The organism is Enterobacter sp. RIT637 (genome assembly GCF_019718755.1).
Taxonomy (GTDB): Bacteria; Pseudomonadota; Gammaproteobacteria; order Enterobacterales; family Enterobacteriaceae; genus Enterobacter.
Map to the genome: position 1 here is coordinate 748,948 of NZ_JAIHAZ010000001.1, position 18,274 is coordinate 767,221.

At 56.1% G+C, this 18,274-nt stretch carries 18 protein-coding genes; 12 read left to right on the top strand and 6 right to left on the bottom strand.

Features of this window, described 5'->3' with window-relative positions:
* Positions 1-3 precede the first annotated feature (3 nt).
* Entirely contained in the window at positions 4-1,659 is a 1,656-nt protein-coding gene (locus tag K5E19_RS03540; protein WP_221549997.1) for a glucan biosynthesis protein D, read from the top strand.
* Positions 1,660-1,764: 105 nt separating this feature from the next.
* The gene (gene rimL, locus K5E19_RS03545) at positions 1,765-2,304 is read left to right on the top strand and encodes a 50S ribosomal protein L7/L12-serine acetyltransferase (RefSeq protein ID WP_221549998.1); all 540 of its coding nucleotides are present in this window, start codon (positions 1,765-1,767) and stop codon (positions 2,302-2,304) included.
* On the opposite strand, the gene ydcK is transcribed toward rimL, so the two are convergent.
* A complete protein-coding gene (gene ydcK / locus K5E19_RS03550) occupies positions 2,299-3,279 on the bottom strand; it encodes a YdcK family protein (protein ID WP_221550030.1) in 981 nt (326 codons plus the stop codon). The two genes, rimL and ydcK, sit on opposite strands and share 6 nt — an antisense overlap.
* 122 nt (positions 3,280-3,401) lie before the next feature.
* Here ydcK and tehA point away from each other — a divergent pair, with 122 nt between their 5' ends.
* Together tehA and tehB are read left to right on the top strand one after the other, a co-directional pair.
* Positions 3,402-4,403, top strand: a complete 1,002-nt coding sequence (gene tehA / locus K5E19_RS03555; protein WP_221549999.1) for a dicarboxylate transporter/tellurite-resistance protein TehA — start codon at positions 3,402-3,404, stop codon at positions 4,401-4,403.
* Positions 4,403-4,996: a tellurite resistance methyltransferase TehB gene (gene tehB, locus K5E19_RS03560; RefSeq protein ID WP_221550000.1), complete on the top strand. Its 594-nt coding sequence runs from the start codon at positions 4,403-4,405 to the stop codon at positions 4,994-4,996. The genes tehA and tehB overlap by 1 nt, the downstream gene beginning before the upstream one ends.
* Here the strand turns inward: tehB and pepT are convergent.
* The gene (gene pepT, locus K5E19_RS03565) at positions 4,993-6,222 is read right to left on the bottom strand and encodes a peptidase T (RefSeq protein ID WP_221550001.1); all 1,230 of its coding nucleotides are present in this window, start codon (positions 6,220-6,222) and stop codon (positions 4,993-4,995) included. The two genes, tehB and pepT, sit on opposite strands and share 4 nt — an antisense overlap.
* A 111-nt stretch (positions 6,223-6,333) precedes the next feature.
* Between pepT and K5E19_RS03570 the strand changes: the two genes are divergently transcribed.
* A complete protein-coding gene (locus K5E19_RS03570; protein ID WP_221550031.1) occupies positions 6,334-7,929 on the top strand; it encodes an ABC transporter substrate-binding protein in 1,596 nt (531 codons plus the stop codon).
* Positions 7,930-8,064: 135 nt separating this feature from the next.
* On the top strand, positions 8,065-8,739 hold the full coding sequence (locus K5E19_RS03575) for a DUF3313 domain-containing protein (protein WP_221550002.1): 675 nt from the start codon (positions 8,065-8,067) through the stop codon (positions 8,737-8,739).
* Between the two features lie 33 nt (positions 8,740-8,772).
* Here the strand turns inward: K5E19_RS03575 and K5E19_RS03580 are convergent, their stop codons facing one another.
* Positions 8,773-9,669 carry a DMT family transporter gene (locus K5E19_RS03580; protein WP_221550003.1) on the bottom strand — a complete coding sequence of 299 codons (897 nt, stop codon included), beginning with the start codon at positions 9,667-9,669 and terminating at the stop codon, positions 8,773-8,775.
* Positions 9,670-9,842: 173 nt separating this feature from the next.
* Between K5E19_RS03580 and K5E19_RS03585 the strand changes: the two genes are divergently transcribed.
* Positions 9,843-10,715: an AraC family transcriptional regulator gene (locus K5E19_RS03585; protein ID WP_221550004.1), complete on the top strand. Its 873-nt coding sequence runs from the start codon at positions 9,843-9,845 to the stop codon at positions 10,713-10,715.
* Here K5E19_RS03585 and K5E19_RS03590 read toward each other — a convergent pair.
* Entirely contained in the window at positions 10,695-11,861 is a 1,167-nt protein-coding gene (locus K5E19_RS03590; protein WP_221550005.1) for a benzoate/H(+) symporter BenE family transporter, read from the bottom strand. The genes K5E19_RS03585 and K5E19_RS03590 overlap by 21 nt on opposite strands.
* 93 nt (positions 11,862-11,954) lie before the next feature.
* Between K5E19_RS03590 and K5E19_RS03595 the strand changes: the two genes are divergently transcribed.
* Together K5E19_RS03595 and K5E19_RS03600 are read left to right on the top strand one after the other, a co-directional pair.
* Positions 11,955-12,482 (top strand): helix-turn-helix domain-containing protein, encoded by a 528-nt coding sequence (locus K5E19_RS03595; protein ID WP_221550006.1) that lies wholly within the window; start codon positions 11,955-11,957, stop codon positions 12,480-12,482.
* Positions 12,483-12,562: 80 nt separating this feature from the next.
* Positions 12,563-14,527, top strand: a complete 1,965-nt coding sequence (locus K5E19_RS03600; protein WP_221550007.1) for a U32 family peptidase — start codon at positions 12,563-12,565, stop codon at positions 14,525-14,527.
* Here the strand turns inward: K5E19_RS03600 and K5E19_RS03605 are convergent, their stop codons facing one another.
* Positions 14,528-14,758, bottom strand: a complete 231-nt coding sequence (locus K5E19_RS03605; protein ID WP_221550008.1) for a DUF2554 family protein — start codon at positions 14,756-14,758, stop codon at positions 14,528-14,530.
* Positions 14,759-15,033: 275 nt separating this feature from the next.
* Between K5E19_RS03605 and K5E19_RS03610 the strand changes: the two genes are divergently transcribed.
* Positions 15,034-15,396 (top strand): hypothetical protein, encoded by a 363-nt coding sequence (locus K5E19_RS03610; RefSeq protein ID WP_221550009.1) that lies wholly within the window; start codon positions 15,034-15,036, stop codon positions 15,394-15,396.
* 151 nt (positions 15,397-15,547) lie between these two features.
* Here K5E19_RS03610 and ftrA read toward each other — a convergent pair whose 3' ends face one another.
* Complete coding sequence (gene ftrA / locus K5E19_RS03615; protein WP_221550010.1) at positions 15,548-16,546, bottom strand: transcriptional regulator FtrA; 999 nt, start codon at positions 16,544-16,546, stop codon at positions 15,548-15,550.
* A gap of 73 nt (positions 16,547-16,619) precedes the next feature.
* On the opposite strand from ftrA, the gene K5E19_RS03620 reads away from it, so the two are divergent.
* Together K5E19_RS03620 and K5E19_RS03625 are read left to right on the top strand one after the other, a co-directional pair.
* Positions 16,620-17,033: a rhodanese-like domain-containing protein gene (locus K5E19_RS03620; protein ID WP_221550011.1), complete on the top strand. Its 414-nt coding sequence runs from the start codon at positions 16,620-16,622 to the stop codon at positions 17,031-17,033.
* Between the two features lie 156 nt (positions 17,034-17,189).
* The coding region (locus K5E19_RS03625) for a cobalamin-independent methionine synthase II family protein (protein WP_221550012.1) at positions 17,190-18,274 on the top strand (1,085 nt) is incomplete at its 3' end.

An 18,274-nucleotide genomic window follows, 5' to 3' on the forward strand; every position in this document is an offset into this window, starting at 1 on the left:
GGCATGAATCGCAGACGTTTTCTAAAAGGCTCGCTTGCAATGGCTGCCCTGAGCGGCACATCTGGCCTTGCTTCCCTGTTTTCCAAAGCGGCCTACGCGGCTGACTCTGACATTGCAGACGGCCAGAGCCGTCGTTTTGACTTCTTCGTACTGCAATCCATGGCGCATGACCTGGCCAAAACCCCGTGGGGTGGCGCGCCGCGTCCGCTGCCGGAGACGCTGGCAACCATGACGCCGCAGGCGTATAACGCCATCCGCTACGACGAGAAACAGTCTCTGTGGAATAACATCGAAGGCCGTCAGCTGGACGTCCAGTTCTTCCATATGGGGATGGGTTTCCGCCGCCGCGTGCGGATGTTCTCGCTGGATCAGTCCACCTCTCAGGCGCGTGAGATCCACTTCCGCCCTGAACTGTTCAGCTACGGCGACACGGGTGTTGATACGAAACAGCTTGAAGGCCAGAGCGATCTCGGTTTTGCAGGCTTCCGCGCCTTTAAAGCCCCCGAGCTGGCGCGTCGCGATATCGTCTCGTTCCTCGGTGCGAGCTACTTCCGCGCGGTGGATGACACCTATCAGTACGGCCTTTCCGCACGCGGTCTGGCGGTGGATACCTTCACCGACACGCCGGAAGAGTTCCCGGATTTCACCTCCTTCTGGTTTGAAACCGTTAAGCCTGGCGATACCACCTTTACCGTCTACACGCTGCTGGACAGCCCAAGCATCACCGGTGCGTATAAGTTCGTGATCCACTGCGAGAAGAGCCAGGTGATTATGGAGGTGGAAAACCATCTCTATGCGCGTAAAGACATCAAGCAGTTGGGCATCGCGCCGATGACCAGCATGTTCAGCTGCGGCAATAACGAGCGCCGCATGTGCGACACCATTCACCCGCAAATCCACGACTCTGACCGCCTGGCGATGTGGCGCGGCAACGGGGAGTGGATCTGTCGTCCGCTGAATAACCCGCAGAAGCTGCAGTTCAATGCCTACATGGATAAGAACCCGAAGGGCTTTGGCCTGCTACAGCTTGACCGCGATTTCTCTCACTATCAGGATGTGATGGGCTGGTATAACAAACGTCCAAGCCTCTGGGTGGAGCCGCGAAACGACTGGGGGAAAGGCGCGGTAGGGCTGATGGAGATCCCAACGACGGGCGAAACGCTGGATAACGTAGTCTGCTTCTGGCAGCCGGAGAAACCGGTGGAAGCGGGGGACGAACTGGACTTCAAATACCGCCTGTACTGGAGCGCGCAGCCGCCGGTGCGTTCCCCGCTGGCGAACGTCTTCGCGACCCGTACCGGCATGGGCGGGTTCCCGGAAGGCTGGGCCCCGGGTGAAAACTATCCGAAAGTGTGGGCGCGCCGCTTTGCCATTGATTTCGTCGGTGGCGATCTGAAGGCCGCTGCGCCAAAAGGCATCGAGCCGGTGATTACGCTTTCTAACGGTGAAGCCAAGCAGGTTGAGATCCTCTACGTCGAGCCGTTTGACGGGTATCGTATCCTGTTTGACTGGTATCCAACCTCGGATTCAACCGAGCCGGTAGACATGCGCCTGTTCCTGCGCTGTCAGGGCGATGCGATCAGCGAAACCTGGCTGTATCAGTATTTCCCGCCGGCACCGGATAAACGTAACTATGTTGACGACCGGGTGATGCGTTAACCCGTGTGGGGTTGTGCCGGGTGGCGCTCACGCTTACCCGGCCTACAAATGCGTCCAGAGTAGGCCGGGTAAGGCGAAGCCGCCACCCGGCAATTGAGAGGCACCATGTCTTCAGAAATCATCCCCGTTTCACAGCAAATCGAACTGCGATCCGTCGAAGAGCGCTACACCGCCGACCTGCATAATCTTGTCGTCAAAAACAAAACCTTTCTGCAAACCGCCTTTGACTGGGCACAGCACGTGGGGAGCGAGGACGATACCCGCCGCAACGTGCAGAGTAACCAGATGCTCCACCAGCGCGGCTACGCCAAAATATTTTTTATTTTTCATGACGATGCGCTGGCAGGGGTGCTGTCGTTCAACGCCATTGAACCCGCGAACAAAACGGGCTATATCGGCTACTGGCTGGATGAAGCGCATCAGGGAAAGGGCATTCTCTCCCGGTCGCTGCAGGCGTTTATGCGCCATTACGCTGAACTCGGGACCGTTCGCCGCTTTGTGATCAAGTGCCGGGTGGATAACCACAGCAGCAACGCCGTTGCGCTGCGCAACGGTTTTATCCTCGAAGGGTGCCTGCGGGAGGCCGAGTACCTGAACGGCCGTTATGATGATGTGAATACCTACGCGAGACTGTTCCCGCTATAGCGCGCCCAGCAACGGCGTGCGGGTAATGCGCGTATCGCCGTTGATCACCTTTTCCCCTCGCAGGTGAATGTTCTCGCCCATAAAGGCTTCAATCACCGCATCGTCGGTAATCTCCACCCGATGTTCGATAAACACGTCGCCACTGATGCGCGCGCGTCCCTGAATAACGACTTTATCGTCAATCAGAATCGGTCCGCCTCGCAGCCACGCCTCTCCACCGATCAGCACGTGATGCTTGATGACGCAGTTTCCTTCCACCACCGCATTCTCCGCCACCTGCGAGCTGTAGCGCACGGTAGGGATGGCGTCGTCGTCAAAGCCCGCAATAAGGCGCGCGTTGCCGTACACTTTGGCGCAGTCACAGACCCAGACGTTGTTGAGATCGTTACCCTCCAGGATGGCTCTGTCGAAGACTTCGGCGCGATGCTCGATAAAGGCATAGCTGACCAGCGCGTCACCGTAGATTTGCGCCTGATGCACAATGCGCGACTCGCTCACCGTGGCGCGGTCATAAATTTTGAGGATCTGTTCGCGGTCCGGCGTTAAGCCTTTCGCGGCAATTACCATGCTGTTGTGGATCACGCGGGCATCACCGTAAATATGGCATTCGCCGCGCACGGTAGATTGCTGAACGGTGACGTTGTCACTTATTTTTGCGTAATGGCTCACCTGCGCATTGTCCAGCCAGCTGTTACCGCCGACACAGGCATGGTGGCTCACGACGCAGGGCTGGGTAAGGCGGGCGTTATCCGCTATCGTCGCGCCCGCAAAGACCACGCTGTTCTCGTCGTAGATCCAGCAGTCACCGTCCTGCGCCAGGGCACTCTCATCATCAATCCAGCCGCCTTTCGTACCGGCCGTCACGTCGTTAAAATCCGCCGTGGCGATAATCTGCCGCAGCGTGGCAGAGTAAGCTGTCTCGCCGTTTTTCCACTGCCAGAGGCGGGTCTCGTCGCTAAGGCGATATTTGTTCATCATGTTATCCCTGGTGAGCGTCTCCACTAAACGTAGCAAACTTTCGGCTTTCCGTTGTGCTGGCATCCGTCGCGGAAACCCCTTAAAATGGCATTTAAAATACATTTTAAAAATTCAAATTAATGAATAACTTTAACAAATCCCAACAGGTGCTTAACCTTCCCGCAGGGTATTTTGGCATGGTGCTTGGCATCATCGGCATGGGTTTCGCCTGGCGATACGCCAGCACCCTGTGGCCGGTGACGCGCTGGCCGGGTGAGATTCTGGTCGCTCTCGCGGTTACATGCTGGTTTTTACTGACGGCGGCGTTTATAACCCGTGCCATCCGTTTCCCGCACAGCGTGCTGGCAGAGATGCGCCACCCGGTGATGGGCAGCTTCGTCAGCCTTTTTCCTGCCACCACCATGCTGGTTGCCATTGGCTTTGTACCCTGGTTCCGCCCGGTATCGCTGGTGCTATTCGGTGTGGGCGTGGTGGTGCAGCTTGCCTATGCTGCCTGGCAAAGCGCCGGGCTATGGCGGGGGACGCACCCGCAGGAGGCCACCACGCCGGGATTATATCTGCCAACGGTGGCGAATAATTTTATCAGCGCAATGGCGTGCGGAGCTCTGGGATTCAACGACGCAGGGCTCGTCTTCCTCGGTGCAGGCGTCTTTTCCTGGCTCAGCCTGGAGCCGGTGATCCTCCAGCGTCTTCGCAGCGCCGGCGAGCTTCCCCCCGCGCAGCGTACCTCTTTAGGCATTCAGCTGGCGCCCGCGTTGGTGGCGTGTAGCGCCTGGTTTAGCGTCAACGGTGGGGAAGCCGACACCTTCGCCAAAATGCTGTTCGGCTACGGCCTGTTGCAGCTGCTGTTTATGCTGCGCCTGCTGCCGTGGTATTTGTCCCAGCCGTTTAACGCCTCCTTCTGGAGTTTTTCGTTCGGCGTGTCGGCTCTGGCTACCACGGGGCTGCATCTGGGGCACGGCAGTTCGTCTGGATTCTTACACGCCATTGCCGTGCCGCTGTTTATCTTTACCAATCTCATCATTGGGATGCTGCTGGTTCGTACATTTATCCTGCTGATACAGGGCAAACTTCTGGTGCGCACTGATAAAGCGCAGCTTATGCAATCTGAGGAAAAATAATGGTTGTCGACGAAAATTACTTCACAGAGAAATATGGTTTAACCCGTACGCACTCAGAGGTGCTGTACAGCGCGGGGATCGTTAAACCTGGTAAAACGCTGGATCTAGGCTGCGGCAATGGCCGTAACAGCCTTTACCTAGCGGCCAATGGTTTTGAGGTCACCGCCTGGGATAAAAACCCGATGAGCATTGATAACATCGAGCGCATCAAAGCGGCAGAAGGGATTACGACGCTGCAGACCGCGATCAAAGATCTTAACCACCTGAGCTTTGACGGCGAGTACGATTTTATCCTCTCCACCGTAGTGCTGATGTTCCTGGACGCGAAAACCATCCCTGGTCTTATCGCCAATATGCAGCGCTGCACGACGCCGGGCGGCTACAACCTGATCGTTGCCGCCATGGATACGGCGGACTACCCGTGCACCGTTGGCTTCCCGTTTGCGTTTAAAGCCGGTGAGTTGAGCAACTACTATGAAGGCTGGGAGTTGCTCAAATACAACGAAGAGGTGGGCGAACTGCACCGCACCGACGAAAACGGCAACCGCATTAAGCTGCGCTTTGCCACTATGCTGGCACGCAAGCCCGCTTAACGGGCGGCCAGCAGGCAGATCTGCAGGGCAGTTTTATACGACGCCTCGAACGACGACAGCGGCAGGAATTCAAACTTCGAATGGAAGTTATGCGCGCCGGTGAAGAAGTTCGGGGTGAGCAGCCCTTTAGCGGAGAGCGCCGCGCCGTCGGTACCGCCGCGCATCGGCGTGGGTTTCGGCGTGATGCCCAGTGATTCCATCGCCTCAAACATCAGATCGATGGCGCGCCTGTCTTCGCCAATCGCATTGCTGATATTGCTGTAGGTGTCTTCAATGTGGACGTCCACTTTCGCGGTGGGATGCTGCGCTGCGATCAGCGCCGCAACGTCGGCAATCTGCTGCTTGCGGGCGGCAAAGCTGTCCTTATCAAAGTCCCGGATATTGGCTTTAAGAACGGCCTCGTTCTGCCCGGACTGAATGCCGTTAAACCAGATATAGCCTTCACGCCCCTCGGTGCACTCCGGCGTTTGCTGGCGGTCAAAATGACTGATGTAGTCAGCCGCCATTAGCAGGGGATTCACCAGCACGCCTTTGGCGGACATCGGGTGCGCCGTCACGCCGGTAAAGCGGATTTCAGCGGCTGCCGCGTTAAAGTTCTCGTAGACAATTTCACCCAGCTCGCAGCAGTCGATGGTCCAGGCAAAGTCGACATCGAAGCGCTTAAGATCCAGCGCCTTGGCACCGTTCAGGCCGATCTCTTCGTCAGGCACAAATGCCACGACGATATCCCCATGCTGATGTTCCGCCGTCAGGTTTTCCAGCACCGTCATCACCACCGTCACCGCCGATTTATTATCTGCGCCTAATACGCTGGTTCCGTCGCTGAAAATAATCTCTTCACCAGGATAAGCCAGAATTTCAGGGTGCTCTTTCACCCGCAGCCAGACGTCTTTCTCTTTATTCAGACAGAGATCTTCACCGGTAAAGGTTAATATTTGTGGATGAATATCCGGTGACAATCCTACGTCCACGGTATCAATATGGGTAATAAAGCCGATGCGCGGCGCACCGGGCACGTTGCCTTTTTTTACCGCCGTTACCGTGGCAAATTCATCAATCACGATGTCGTCTAAACCCAGCTGCGCCAGCTCCTGCGCCAGCTCTCGCGCCATATCATGCTGCCCTGGCGTGGAGGGCAGGGTTTTGACTTTGGGGTCGCTCTGGCTGGTGATGGCGAGATAGCGGAAAAAACGGTGCGTTAATTGTCTGGAAAGCGGCGAGCCCATAGTGATTTGTTCCTTATTTATTTTTCAGGTGTTTGCCACATCACTTTAATGTTATTTATGAAATGGCAAAAGAATTAATTAGCCGTCGAATTAAAAAGACAGGAATAAATGATGAAAAGCAAACTCACAACTTTAGCGCTGGCACTTGCTGCACTGACGGTCAGTTCCACCGTTGCCGCGAAAACGCTGGTGTATTGTTCCGAAGGATCGCCGGAAAACTTTAATCCTCAATTATACACCTCGGGAACCAGCGTGGATGCCAGCGCCGTGCCGGTCTATAACCGGCTGGTCGATTTCAAACCCGGCACAACGGAGCTGGTGCCGAGCCTGGCGGAGCGCTGGGAGGTCAGCGACGACGGCAAGGTCTACACCTTCCATCTGCGAAAAGGGGTGAAATTCCAGAGCAACAAAGCATTCAAGCCGACGCGGGATTTTAACGCCGACGACGTCATTTTCTCGTTTATGCGCCAGAAGGATGTCAATCACCCGTACCATAACGTCTCCAACGGCAGCTATTCCAACTTCGAAAGTCTGGAGTTCGGCAGCCTGATTACCGCCATAGATAAGGTAGATGACCATACCGTGCGCTTTACGCTGGCTCACCCGGAAGCCCCGTTCGTGGCCGATCTGGCATGGTATTTTGCCTCGATTCTTTCGGCGGAATATGCCGACGCGATGCTAAAGGCGGGCACGCCGGAGAAGGTCGACATGGATCCTATCGGGACCGGGCCGTTCAGGCTCGCGCAGTATCAGAAAGATTCCCGCATTTTATTCACGGCGTTCCCGGAATACTGGCAGGGTAAATCGAAGCTGGACCGCCTGGTCTTCACCATCACGCCGGATGCGTCCGTGCGTTTTGCCAAAATTGAGAAGAACGAGTGTCAGGTGATGCCGTTCCCGAACCCGGCCGATCTGCCGCGCATGAAGGCGAACAAAGATATCAACCTGATGAGCAAAGCCGGGCTGAATACCGGTTTTCTGGCTTTCAATACCCAAAAGCCGCCACTGGATAACGTAAAAGTCCGTCAGGCGCTGGCGATGGCCATTAATAAACCGGCCATCATTGAGGCGGTGTTCCACGGCACCGGCACTGCGGCGAAAAACCTGCTGCCGCCGGGCGTCTGGAGCGCAGACAGCGAGCTTAAGGATTACGATTACGATCCCGAAAAGGCGAAAGCGCTGCTGAAAGAGGCCGGTTTTGCCAACGGCGTCAGCATCGACTTGTGGGCGATGCCGGTGCAGCGTCCCTATAATCCGAATGCGAAGCGCATGGCGGAGATGATTCAGGCCGACTGGGCGAAGGTTGGCGTGCAGGCCAAAATCGTCACCTATGAGTGGGGGGAATACCTCAAACGTGTGAAAGGGGGCGAGCATCAGGCTGCGCTGATGGGCTGGACAACAGCCACGGGCGACCCGGATAACTTCTTTGGCCCGCTTTTTACCTGTACGTCCGCCAACGGGGGTTCGAATTCGGCCAAATGGTGCTACAAACCCTTTGATAAAATTATTGCCGAAGCAAAATCGATAACCGATCAGAATAAACGCATTGCCTTGTACAAAGAGGCGCAGCAGATGATGCATGACCAGATGCCAGCCGTCATGATTGCGCACTCCACAATATTTGAACCGGTGCGTAAGGAAGTGACTGGCTACGAAATAGACCCGTTTGGTAAGCATCTGTTCTGGCAGGTGGATATTAAGCCGTAATTTTGTCCTGCCCGGACCGCGTTCGGGCAGTCTTTTCGCAATTTGTGCTACCTGCATCATTTTTTGCCACAACAAATCCCTCCATCTTTTGCTATAACTTCAAGTGCATACTTGCAGATAACATGGAATACCATCATGCGTACTCACACTTTTTTTAAAGTTGCAGTGCTTTCTGGTCTGTTGGCGTTGGCTGGCTGTGCATCGAAAGTTGCCGCTCCCGAACAATATTCAGGCTTTTTAAAAGATTATTCAGGCTTACAGCAAACCACGTCCGCGACGGGGAAACCAACGCTGCGTTGGGTAGACCCTTCGTATAACGAAGCGAATTACGACAGTATTCTCTGGACGCCGATAACCTATTATCCAGCGCCAAAACCGACGACTCAGATTGGTCAAAAAACGCTTGATGAGCTTCTGGCCTATACCAACACCAAAATGAAAACGGCGATTGGTCAGCGTAAACCCGTTGTGTCGAAGCCAGGCAAACACAGCCTGATCTTCCGCGGGGCCATCACCGGCGTGAGTTCGCAGAAAGAAGGACTGCAGTTCTATGAAGTGGTGCCCGTCGCGCTGATTGTTGCGGGTACACAAATGGCAACCGGTCACCGTACCATGGACACGCACCTGTACTTCGAAGGTGAACTGATTGATTCGGCAACGAACAAAACCGTGATGAAAGTGGTGCGTAAAGGCGAAGGGAAAGAACTGGCTAACGAAAATACGCAGATGGGCTTTGCGACGCTGAAGCAGGTTGTGGATGACATGGCGACAGATGCCACCATGTTTGATGTGCATAAAACAGCGAAATAATGAAACAGGGCCTGCAGAGATGCAGGCCTTTTTTTATGCCGTTCTCAGTCGTCTGAACCAGGTTTCTGGCTTAGTAAACATCACCATATTCCCGCCCAAAATCAGCAATAGCCCGACAACCCCATTCGCGTGCCACACGTATCCTTCGTAAATCGTCGAAATAGAGAGCGCAACCAGCGGGAACAGCAGGGTACTGTAGGCGGCTTTACCCGGACCGATGCGTCCGACCAGCGTAAAGTAGGCACCAAAGGCAATCACCGAACCAAAAAGGGCCAGATAGAGCAGCGCGCCGATATAGCTTACCGTCCACTCCGGCATAAAGTTATCCCCTCTGACGAGCGCAATACCGCCCATCACCAGCGTACCGTAGAGCATTGCCCAGGCGTTGGTGGTCATGGTCTCCAGGCCGTTACGCTGGTGGCGCATGCTGATCATATTACCCAGTGAGAATCCGTAGGTGCCCAGCGCCGACAGGCCAATCCCCGTCAGTAACGAGGCGCTCCAGCCGCTTGCGAGCAGGTCGTCCCAGAAGAGGGTGATGATCCCGACCAGGCCCAGCGCGGCGGCCGTCCAGAAGCGAGCGGGCGGGCGCTGGCCGAAGAAAATAAAGCTGTTAATGGCGTTATACAGCACCGCCATGGAGAAAATCACCGACTCCAGCCCGGTATTAATGTGCGAGGCGGCGGCATAAAAGCACCAGAAGTTAAAGCAGAAAACGCAGCATCCCTGCATCACGCAAAAAAGGTGATCCCGCAGGGCCATCCTGCGCAAACGGCGAAGGGCAAGCAGGACGATCATTATCGTGGCGGTTGCCACGGCAAAGCGCCAGAAAATCGACACCGGGGCCGCGACTGGTCCCTGCTGCAGGAAAATTGCAATCCAGGTCGTTCCCCATATGACGACCACCAGTCCATAGAGTAATGCGTTCATTGTTTCTCTCTTCTCATACCGCGAAAAGCACAGTCTGTCCCGTCTGGCGCTGGGCTGCTTTCATCCGCTTGCTCAGGACTTGCAAATTCTTGCGCTTTTTTGTTGCGCGAAGGCTGGCATCGCGCGTCAACACTTCTTAGACTGAGGGTCTGATCAACCATCCGTTTACGGCTATGTCTCACGCTTACGATACCTTTGAAACGCTACGCCAACAGAATGCGGTGCTCCGGGAAACGGTCGCGCTCAATTCCGGTATTCAACTGGCGGCGTGGTACAACAAGCACGATACGATCACCGTAAAAAGCAATCACCACACCCTCAGCCTGTACGTGGCGGATGGCTACGAGAGTTACCAAAAAACGCCGGGCGGCTGGAAGAATGGCGGCGGTCCTGACCGTTTCTGCCTGATGCCGAAAGAGAGCGAATCGACGTGGGATATCCGCGATGACTTGTCGTTTGTTCATCTGTACTGCACCGATGAACATCTGCGCGACGTTGGCGAAAAAATCTGGGATAAACGCCCGCTGTCGCTGACGCTGGATGAAAAAATCTTCGGCAGCGATCCGAAAATCACCGCGCTTTATCGCCAGTTTTTGCTTGGCTGCGACTGGCAGCAAAAGGCGAATCAGCTCACCCTCAGTACCGCATCCACGCTTTTGCTGACGCATCTGCTCCAGAATTACGCCAGCGTGCAGTGGAAGCTGCCGGTCGTCACCGGCGGGCTATCGCCGTTTGTGCTGCGAAACGTCCTGGCATTTATCGAAGAGAATCTTTCCCAGCCGCTGACGCTGGCAGACCTCGCCGATCAGGCTGCGCTGAGCGAGTATCACTTTGCCAGAATGTTTCGTCAGTCGATGGGGCTGGCGCCGCATCAGTACGTTATGCAGCGTCGCATGGAGAGAGCCAAAGTGCTGGTGCAACACACCAACACGCCGCTTACGGATATTGCTCTCGCTTGCGGATTTAACTCCGCCAGCCACTTCAGCAACCGCTTTCGCAGCATCATGGGGATGACGCCGTCACAGCTACGCGCGGCGACGGCGTGAAAACACGGCGTAACAGATGCCACCCAGCACCAGCCCCCAGAAAGCAGAGCCAATCCCCAGGATTGTTGCCCCGCTGGCCGTCATCAGAAAGGTGACGATCGCCGCGTCGCGTTCCGCTTCGTGATTCAACGCCTGATACAAACTCCCGCTGATGGTGCCGAGCAGCGCCAGACCAGCAAGCGTCTGGATCCAGCTGAGCGGTAAGGCGGCCATTAGTCCCGTGATAGATCCGCCAAAAACGCCTGCCAGGAGATAAAACGCGCCCGCAGCCACCGCGGCAAGCCAGCGTTTACCCGCATCCGGATGGGCATCAGGGCTCTGGCAAATGGCTGCGGTAATGGCGGCGATGCAGATCGAGAACACGCCGAAGGGAGAGAACAGCAGCGCCAGCCCGCCAGTCACGACGATCAGCGGTGAGACCGCCAGCGGATAGCCCGACGCTTTAATCGTGGCGAACCCCGGCGCGTTTTGCGAGGCCATGGTGACCAGGAAGAAGGGCACGCCGATGCTCAGCAGGCTGGTAAACGTAAACGCCGGTGCGACAAATTGCGGCATGATGACAGAAAGGGTAATACCGTCCGTGACAACGTCACCTCCCGCCCATGCAGCTGCGCCGCCCACCAGCAGCGTGGCGACAATGGCGTACCGGGGCGCAAGGGCTTTGGCCACCAGCCAGGCCGCCAGCATGCTCCCGCACAGCAGAAAATGCCCGTCGAGATTGCTGAACGCCTGCAGGCCAAACCTCAGTAGCACGCCTGCCAGCATGGCGGCGGCGAGGGAGTGCGGGATGAGCTTCATCAGGCGGGCAAACAGCCCGGTCACGCCGCACAGTAAAATGAGCGCGTTGGCAAAGATAAAAATGCCGATGGTCTCGGCAAGGGTCACGCCGTTGAGGCTGGTGGCTAACAGCGCCGCGCCGGGCGTGGACCAGGCGGTGAGAACGGGCGCTTTGTACCACCACGACAGTGCGAGCGTGCTGACACCCATCCCAATGCCCAGCGCGGTCATCCAGCCCGCAATCTGGTGCGCATTTGCACCCGCCGCCGCCGCGGCCTGCCAGATGATGGCCGCTGAGCTGGCATAACCCACCAGAACGGCAACAAAACCGGCAAGGACGGCAGGAAAGAGATGAGTTGAAGGGCGCATAGAAACTCCGTTGTGCGTTATAACGTCCGGCATAAGGTAACACTGTGCGTTATAGCGTACAAGTGGTATGCTGTGTCGGTATCTGGAGGGACAATGGAAATTACTCAACATCTTGCTCATACCCTGAAGACCGAGCGCCAGGCGCGCGGCTGGAGCCTGTCGAAACTGGCGGAAGAGACGGGCGTTTCAAAGGCCATGCTGGGCCAAATTGAGCGCAATGAATCCAGCCCGACGGTGTCGACGCTATGGAAAATCGCCACCGGGCTGAACGTACCCTTTTCAGCCTTCATCGCGCCAGAGGCGGACGGGCAAGCCGTATTCGACCCACAGCAGCAGGCGATGGTAGTGAAACCGTTATTCCCGTGGGATGAGACGCTGAGGTTTGACCATTTTTCGATTACCCTCGCGCCCGGCGCACTGAGCGAATCCACGCCGCACGAAGCGGGCGTCATTGAACATGTGGTGGTGATCAGCGGCGAACTGGAGATGAACATCGACGGCGAGTGGCGCACGATCCAGGCTAACGCCGGGGTGCGTTTTGCCGGGGACAAACCGCACGCCTACCGCAACAGCAGCGCACGGACGGTGCATTTTCACTCCCTCATCCATTATCCCCGCTGAGGCTACGCAAAACTGTTTCGCTGACGCATACTTCTGACTACAATAGCCGCCATTTTGACCATAACGGATAACGACGAAGTATGCGCCTGCAATCCCATCATCTTGAACTTTTAAGCCCGGCCCGCGACGCCGCCATTGCCCGTGAAGCGATCCTTCACGGTGCTGATGCCGTCTACATTGGTGGCCCTGGCTTCGGTGCCCGCCATAACGCCAGCAACAGCCTGAGCGACATTGCCGAGCTGGTGCCGTTCGCCCACCGTTTCGGGGCGAAAGTGTTCGTGACCCTGAACACCATTCTTCATGATGATGAACTGGAGCTTGCGCAGCGTCTGATTACCGATCTCTACCAGACCGGCGTGGATGCCCTGATTGTTCAGGACATGGGCGTGCTTGAGCTGGATATTCCGCCGATTGAGCTGCATGCCAGTACCCAGTGCGACATCCGCACGGTTGAAAAAGCCAAATTCCTCTCTGACGTCGGTTTCTCCCAGATCGTGCTGGCGCGCGAGCTGAACCTGAATCAAATCCGCGATATTCACCAGGCGACAGACGCGACGATTGAATTCTTTATCCACGGCGCGCTGTGCGTGGCCTATTCCGGCCAGTGCAATATTTCTCACGCGCAGACCGGCCGCAGCGCCAACCGCGGTGATTGCTCGCAGGCCTGCCGTTTGCCGTACACCCTGAAAGACGATCAGGGCCGTGTGGTGGCCTTCGAAAAACACCTGCTGTCCATGAAGGATAACGACCAGACCGCCAACCTGGGCGCGCTGATCGACGCGGGCGTGCGTTCCTTCAAGATTGAAGGGCGCTACAAAGACATGAGCTACGTGAAGAACATCACTGCGCACTATCGCCAGATGCTGGACGCTATCATCGAGGATCGCGGCGACCTGGCGCGGGCTTCCGCAGGGCGTACAGAGCATTTCTTTATTCCGTCGACGGATAAAACCTTCCATCGCGGCAGCACCGACTACTTTGTGAATGCCCGTAAAGGAGATATCGGCGCGTTCGACTCACCGAAGTTTATCGGTTTACCGGTTGGCGAAGTGCTGAAAGTGGCGAAAGATCATCTGGACGTGGAAGTGACGGAGCCGCTGGCGAACGGAGACGGCCTGAACGTGATGATCAAGCGTGAAGTCGTGGGCTTCCGCGCAAACACCGTGGAAAAAACCGGCGAAAATCGCTATCGCGTCTGGCCAAACGAGATGCCAGCGGATCTCTACAAAGCACGCCCGAACGCGGCGCTGAACCGTAACCTTGACCATAACTGGCAGCAGGCGCTGCTGAAAACCTCCAGCGAGCGCCGCATTGCGGTAGATATTGAGCTTGGCGGCTGGGAAGAACAGCTGATCCTGACCATGACCTGCGAAGACGGTATCAGCGTGACGCATACGCTCGATGGCCTGTTCGAGGTGGCAAACAACGCGGAAAAAGCGCTGAACAGCCTCAAGGACGGCGTGGCGAAGCTGGGCCAGACGATTTATTACGCCCGTAACATCGACGTGAATCTCCCGGATGCGCTGTTTGTCCCCAACAGCCTGCTCAATCAGTTCCGCCGTGAAACGGCCGACATGCTGGATGAAGCGCGCCTGGCACAGTACCCGCGCGGTAGCCGTAAAGGGGAAGCCGTCCCTGCGCCAGTATACCCGGACACCCATTTATCCTTCCTGGCGAACGTCTACAACCACAAGGCGCGTGAATTCTATCACCGCCACGGCGTGCAGCTGATCGATGCGGCCTATGAAGCGCATGAAGAGAAGGGCGACGTGCCGGTGATGATCACCAAACATTGCCTGCGCTTTGCGTTTAACCTGTGTCCGAAACAGGCGAAGGGGAATATCAAGAGCTGGAAAGCAACGCCAATGCAGCTGGTAAACGGCGACGAGGTATTGACGCTTAAGTTCGACTGCCGCCCGTGTGAAATGCACGTCATCGGTAAAATGAAAAATCATATCTTTAAGATGCCGCAGCCCGGCAGCGTCGTGGCGTCAGTCAGCCCCGATGAGCTGATGAAAACCTTGCCTAAGCGTAAAGGCAGCTAACTAGCGAAAATGGGTGTCTGGTTTGCGCGATTTCTGCCACTGGTGGTGCTCGCGCAAGCCTTCCGCTGATTCCTCCGCTGCGGTACGCAGCTCATCGCTGTCGACTTCATGCCGTAGCTGATGCTCAACGCTCTTCACATACAGAAATTCATGTCCTTCATGCCCGGCCATCAGCTGCCCGGAAAACAGTGCGCAGACCAGCATAATGAGTGATAAGCCTTTTCTTAACATTTTTTCACCGCAGGATGACAATTCACGGCTATGATGCAGATAATTTCTTTGAGTTATTATACGGAAGTTCAAATTAGCGAAAAGGGATTGTCAGTAACCCTGTTTAAATAGCGAAGCGGTAACATTCTGAAAAAAGAAAGGGCAGTTATGTCTTAATTTTTAGGATTAAACTGAATTACATTAATACTGCCAAATTTGGTATGTAATAAACACATCAAAAAGTAGATTAATCCTATATAATGGACTTCTTCTGGCTAAGGAATGAGTCTGATTCAATGAAAAAAATAATACCCATAATTCTCGCGGTGGTATCTGTTGGCGCGGTCGCAGGGATGGATTATGCCTGGAACGACGCGCCAGAATATATTCAGTCGGCGGAATCCCGTGTAGGTTCCTATTTAACCAGCGACTACGGCAGAGTGGCGTGTATTAGCCGCCAGAAAAGCGAACAGCGCTGGGAATTAAATTGTACTAATCAGGCGAAGGGAAAGTCATTCCAGTTTGCCGTTTATCCTTCCGACCAGGCGCCATATGGCGTATCGCGCTCGTTCTATCTTGAAGCGATTAATGATGATGCTAAACAGAGTGCGGAACAGGGACTGATGCGTTACCTGCAAATAAATACTCAGGCAGGTTAAGCGGTCTGTTTACCTTTCGTTGAGTCTGATGGTGATAGGTTGTACGGGATCCGCAGCCCGGCATGGAATGTCGGGAACGTAGATACCAAAATACAAATCTATCCATGCAAGCATTTACCGCCAGTTAATGGCGGTTTTTTTTTGCCCCTGTTCAGCCCGCGCGGGCGAACTGCTTGCGATACCGCGCAGGGGAAAGGGCGTAATGCTGCCGGAAATGGTGCCTCAGGGTCGCGGCCTGACCAAACCCCGTCTGTTCAGCGATGCTGTCGATGCTTAATTTACTGTTTTCAAGATAGTCTTTGGCGCGCAGCAGACGTTCATTTAACAACCAGCGAGTGGGCGTGGTCCCGGTGGCGTCCTGAAAGCGCCGCAGAAAGGTGCGCTGACTCATGCCAACCCGACGCGCCAGGGACTCAACGGTGTGCGCCAGAGCCAGATGCTGGTGCAGGAAATCAAACAGCTGGCCCAGACGCTGACTTTCCCGCAGCTGTGCGACCGGACGGCTAAGCTGTTGGGTCTGGGAACCGTCCCGATGAGGCGGAATGACCAGACGCCGCGCCACGCGGTTTGCCGCTTCCGTGCCGTAATCCCGACGCACCACGTGCAGACACAAATCGATTCCCGCAGCGCTGCCTGCGGAGGTCAGAATATCGCCTTCGTCCTGATACAGGACGTCTTCAACCACGTCGATGGCCGGGTAGCGCGTTTTAAGCGCCTCAATGTAGCGCCAGTGGGTAGTGGCTTTTCGCCCATCAAGCAGCCCGGTAGCGGCAAGCACAAAGACCCCTGAACAGATGGACAACAGCTGGCACCCGCGCGCGCTGGCCCGGCGTAAGGCTTCACAAAGCGCGTCCGGTACGGCGGCGTCAATACCGCGCCAGCCGGGTACGAGGATTAAATCCGCACCTTCAAGCAGGCCCAGATCGCCATCGGCCAGAATGCGGATGCCCCCCGTTGCCCGTAACTCGCCCTCGTCCACGCCCGCAACCGCAAACCGATACCAGCTCTCGCCCATTTCCGGGCGCGGCAGACCGAAGATTTCCACGGCCACACCAAACTCAAAGGTACACAAACCGTCATAGGCCAGTACGACCACACTGGGGGGAGAAACCTGTCTTAAGTTTGTCATCTTTTTGCTGTTTTCTGGCATACGCGGACGCATTCACTGGCTGAATTTCTGGATAGAGTAGTGTTAACACAAACACCCAAGATGAGGAAGGATCATGAGCTATGTTACTGAAATCCCGGCGGCAGAACCGCAGGAAGCCGTTGCCCATTTTCTGCGTCGCCTGAGCGTCGAGACCGATTGTGCTGACGTGCATCATGCCATTGCTAGCAATGAACAGGACTTTGTTTTGCTGCACGTGGTGGGGAAAGCAGAGCAGTTTGCCCGTCGCCACGTCCCCGGCGCGCTGCATTTGCCCTGGAGTCAGATCACCGCAGAGCGCATGGCGCAATGGCCGTCGGGCACGCTGTTCGTTGTGTACTGCGCCGGACCTCACTGCAACGGCGCTGACAGGGCTGCGCTTAAGCTCGCCCGCCTTGGGCTGCCGGTAAAAATCATGCTCGGGGGAATTACCGGGTGGGAAGACGAAGGGTTCACGTTTGCTCATGAGGGATCGCCCGTTTCGCTGTGAAGATGAATTTTTTTCAACACAGGTGAAATTTTCTCGTTTGCCGGAATGCGACAGATATGACATCTTTTTTGGACATTTAGACATCCAGAAGTCTAAAAATTCAAATGATGAATTATCACTGTTGGCAACCATCGCCGGCAGACAGAGGAGAGTTCCATGCAGCGACAACACGCCCCGTACCGCGCCGATGTAGTTGGCAGTTTTTTACGCCCGGATGCCATCAAGCAGGCTCGCCTGAAATTTGCCAGCGGCGAGATTGATGCCGGGCAGCTTCGTGCGGTAGAAGATGAGGCCATCCGCCACGTTGTCGAGCAACAGTGCGCCTGTGGGCTACACGTCGTCACTGACGGCGAGTTTCGCCGCGCCTGGTGGCATTTTGATTTCTTCGACGGCCTGCAGGGCGTAGAGCGTTACGATTCACAGCAGGGGATTCAGTTTAACGGCGTGCAGACGAAAGCCCACGGCGTTCGCGTGACGGGCAAGCTGGGCTTTGGCGAGCACCCGATGCTGGACGATTTCCGCTACCTGAAAAGCATCAGCGGTAACGCGCAGCCGAAGATGACCATTCCAAGCCCGAGCGTGCTGCATTTCCGCGGGGGACGTAAAGATATCGACGCCACGGTTTACCCCGATCTGGCTGATTATTTTGACGATCTGGCGACCACCTGGCGCGATGCCATCCGCGCGTTTTACGAGGCGGGCTGCCGCTATCTGCAGCTGGACGACACCGTCTGGGCCTATCTCTGCTCGGACGACCAGCGCCGCCAGATCCGCGAGCGCGGGGATGATGCGGATGAACTGGCGCGGATCTATGCCCGCGTGCTGAACAAAGCGCTTGAAGGCAAGCCTGACGATTTGACCATCGGGCTGCACGTCTGTCGCGGTAACTTCCGTTCGACCTGGATTTCCGAAGGCGGCTATGAGCCAGTGGCCGAGGTGCTGTTCGGGACGGTCAACGTTGACGCGTTCTTCCTCGAATACGATAACGACCGTAGCGGTGATTTTGCGCCATTGCGTTTCGTGCGCCCAGGCAAGCAGCAGGTGGTGCTGGGACTTATCACCACCAAGAACGGCGAGCTGGAAAACCCGGAAGGGGTGAAGGCGCGTCTGGAAGAAGCGGCGAAATACGTGGCGAAGGAGCAAATCTGCCTGAGCCCGCAGTGCGGCTTTGCCTCCACCGAAGAGGGCAACAGCCTGAGCGAATCCCAGCAGTGGGACAAAGTGCGTCTGGTGACGCAGAT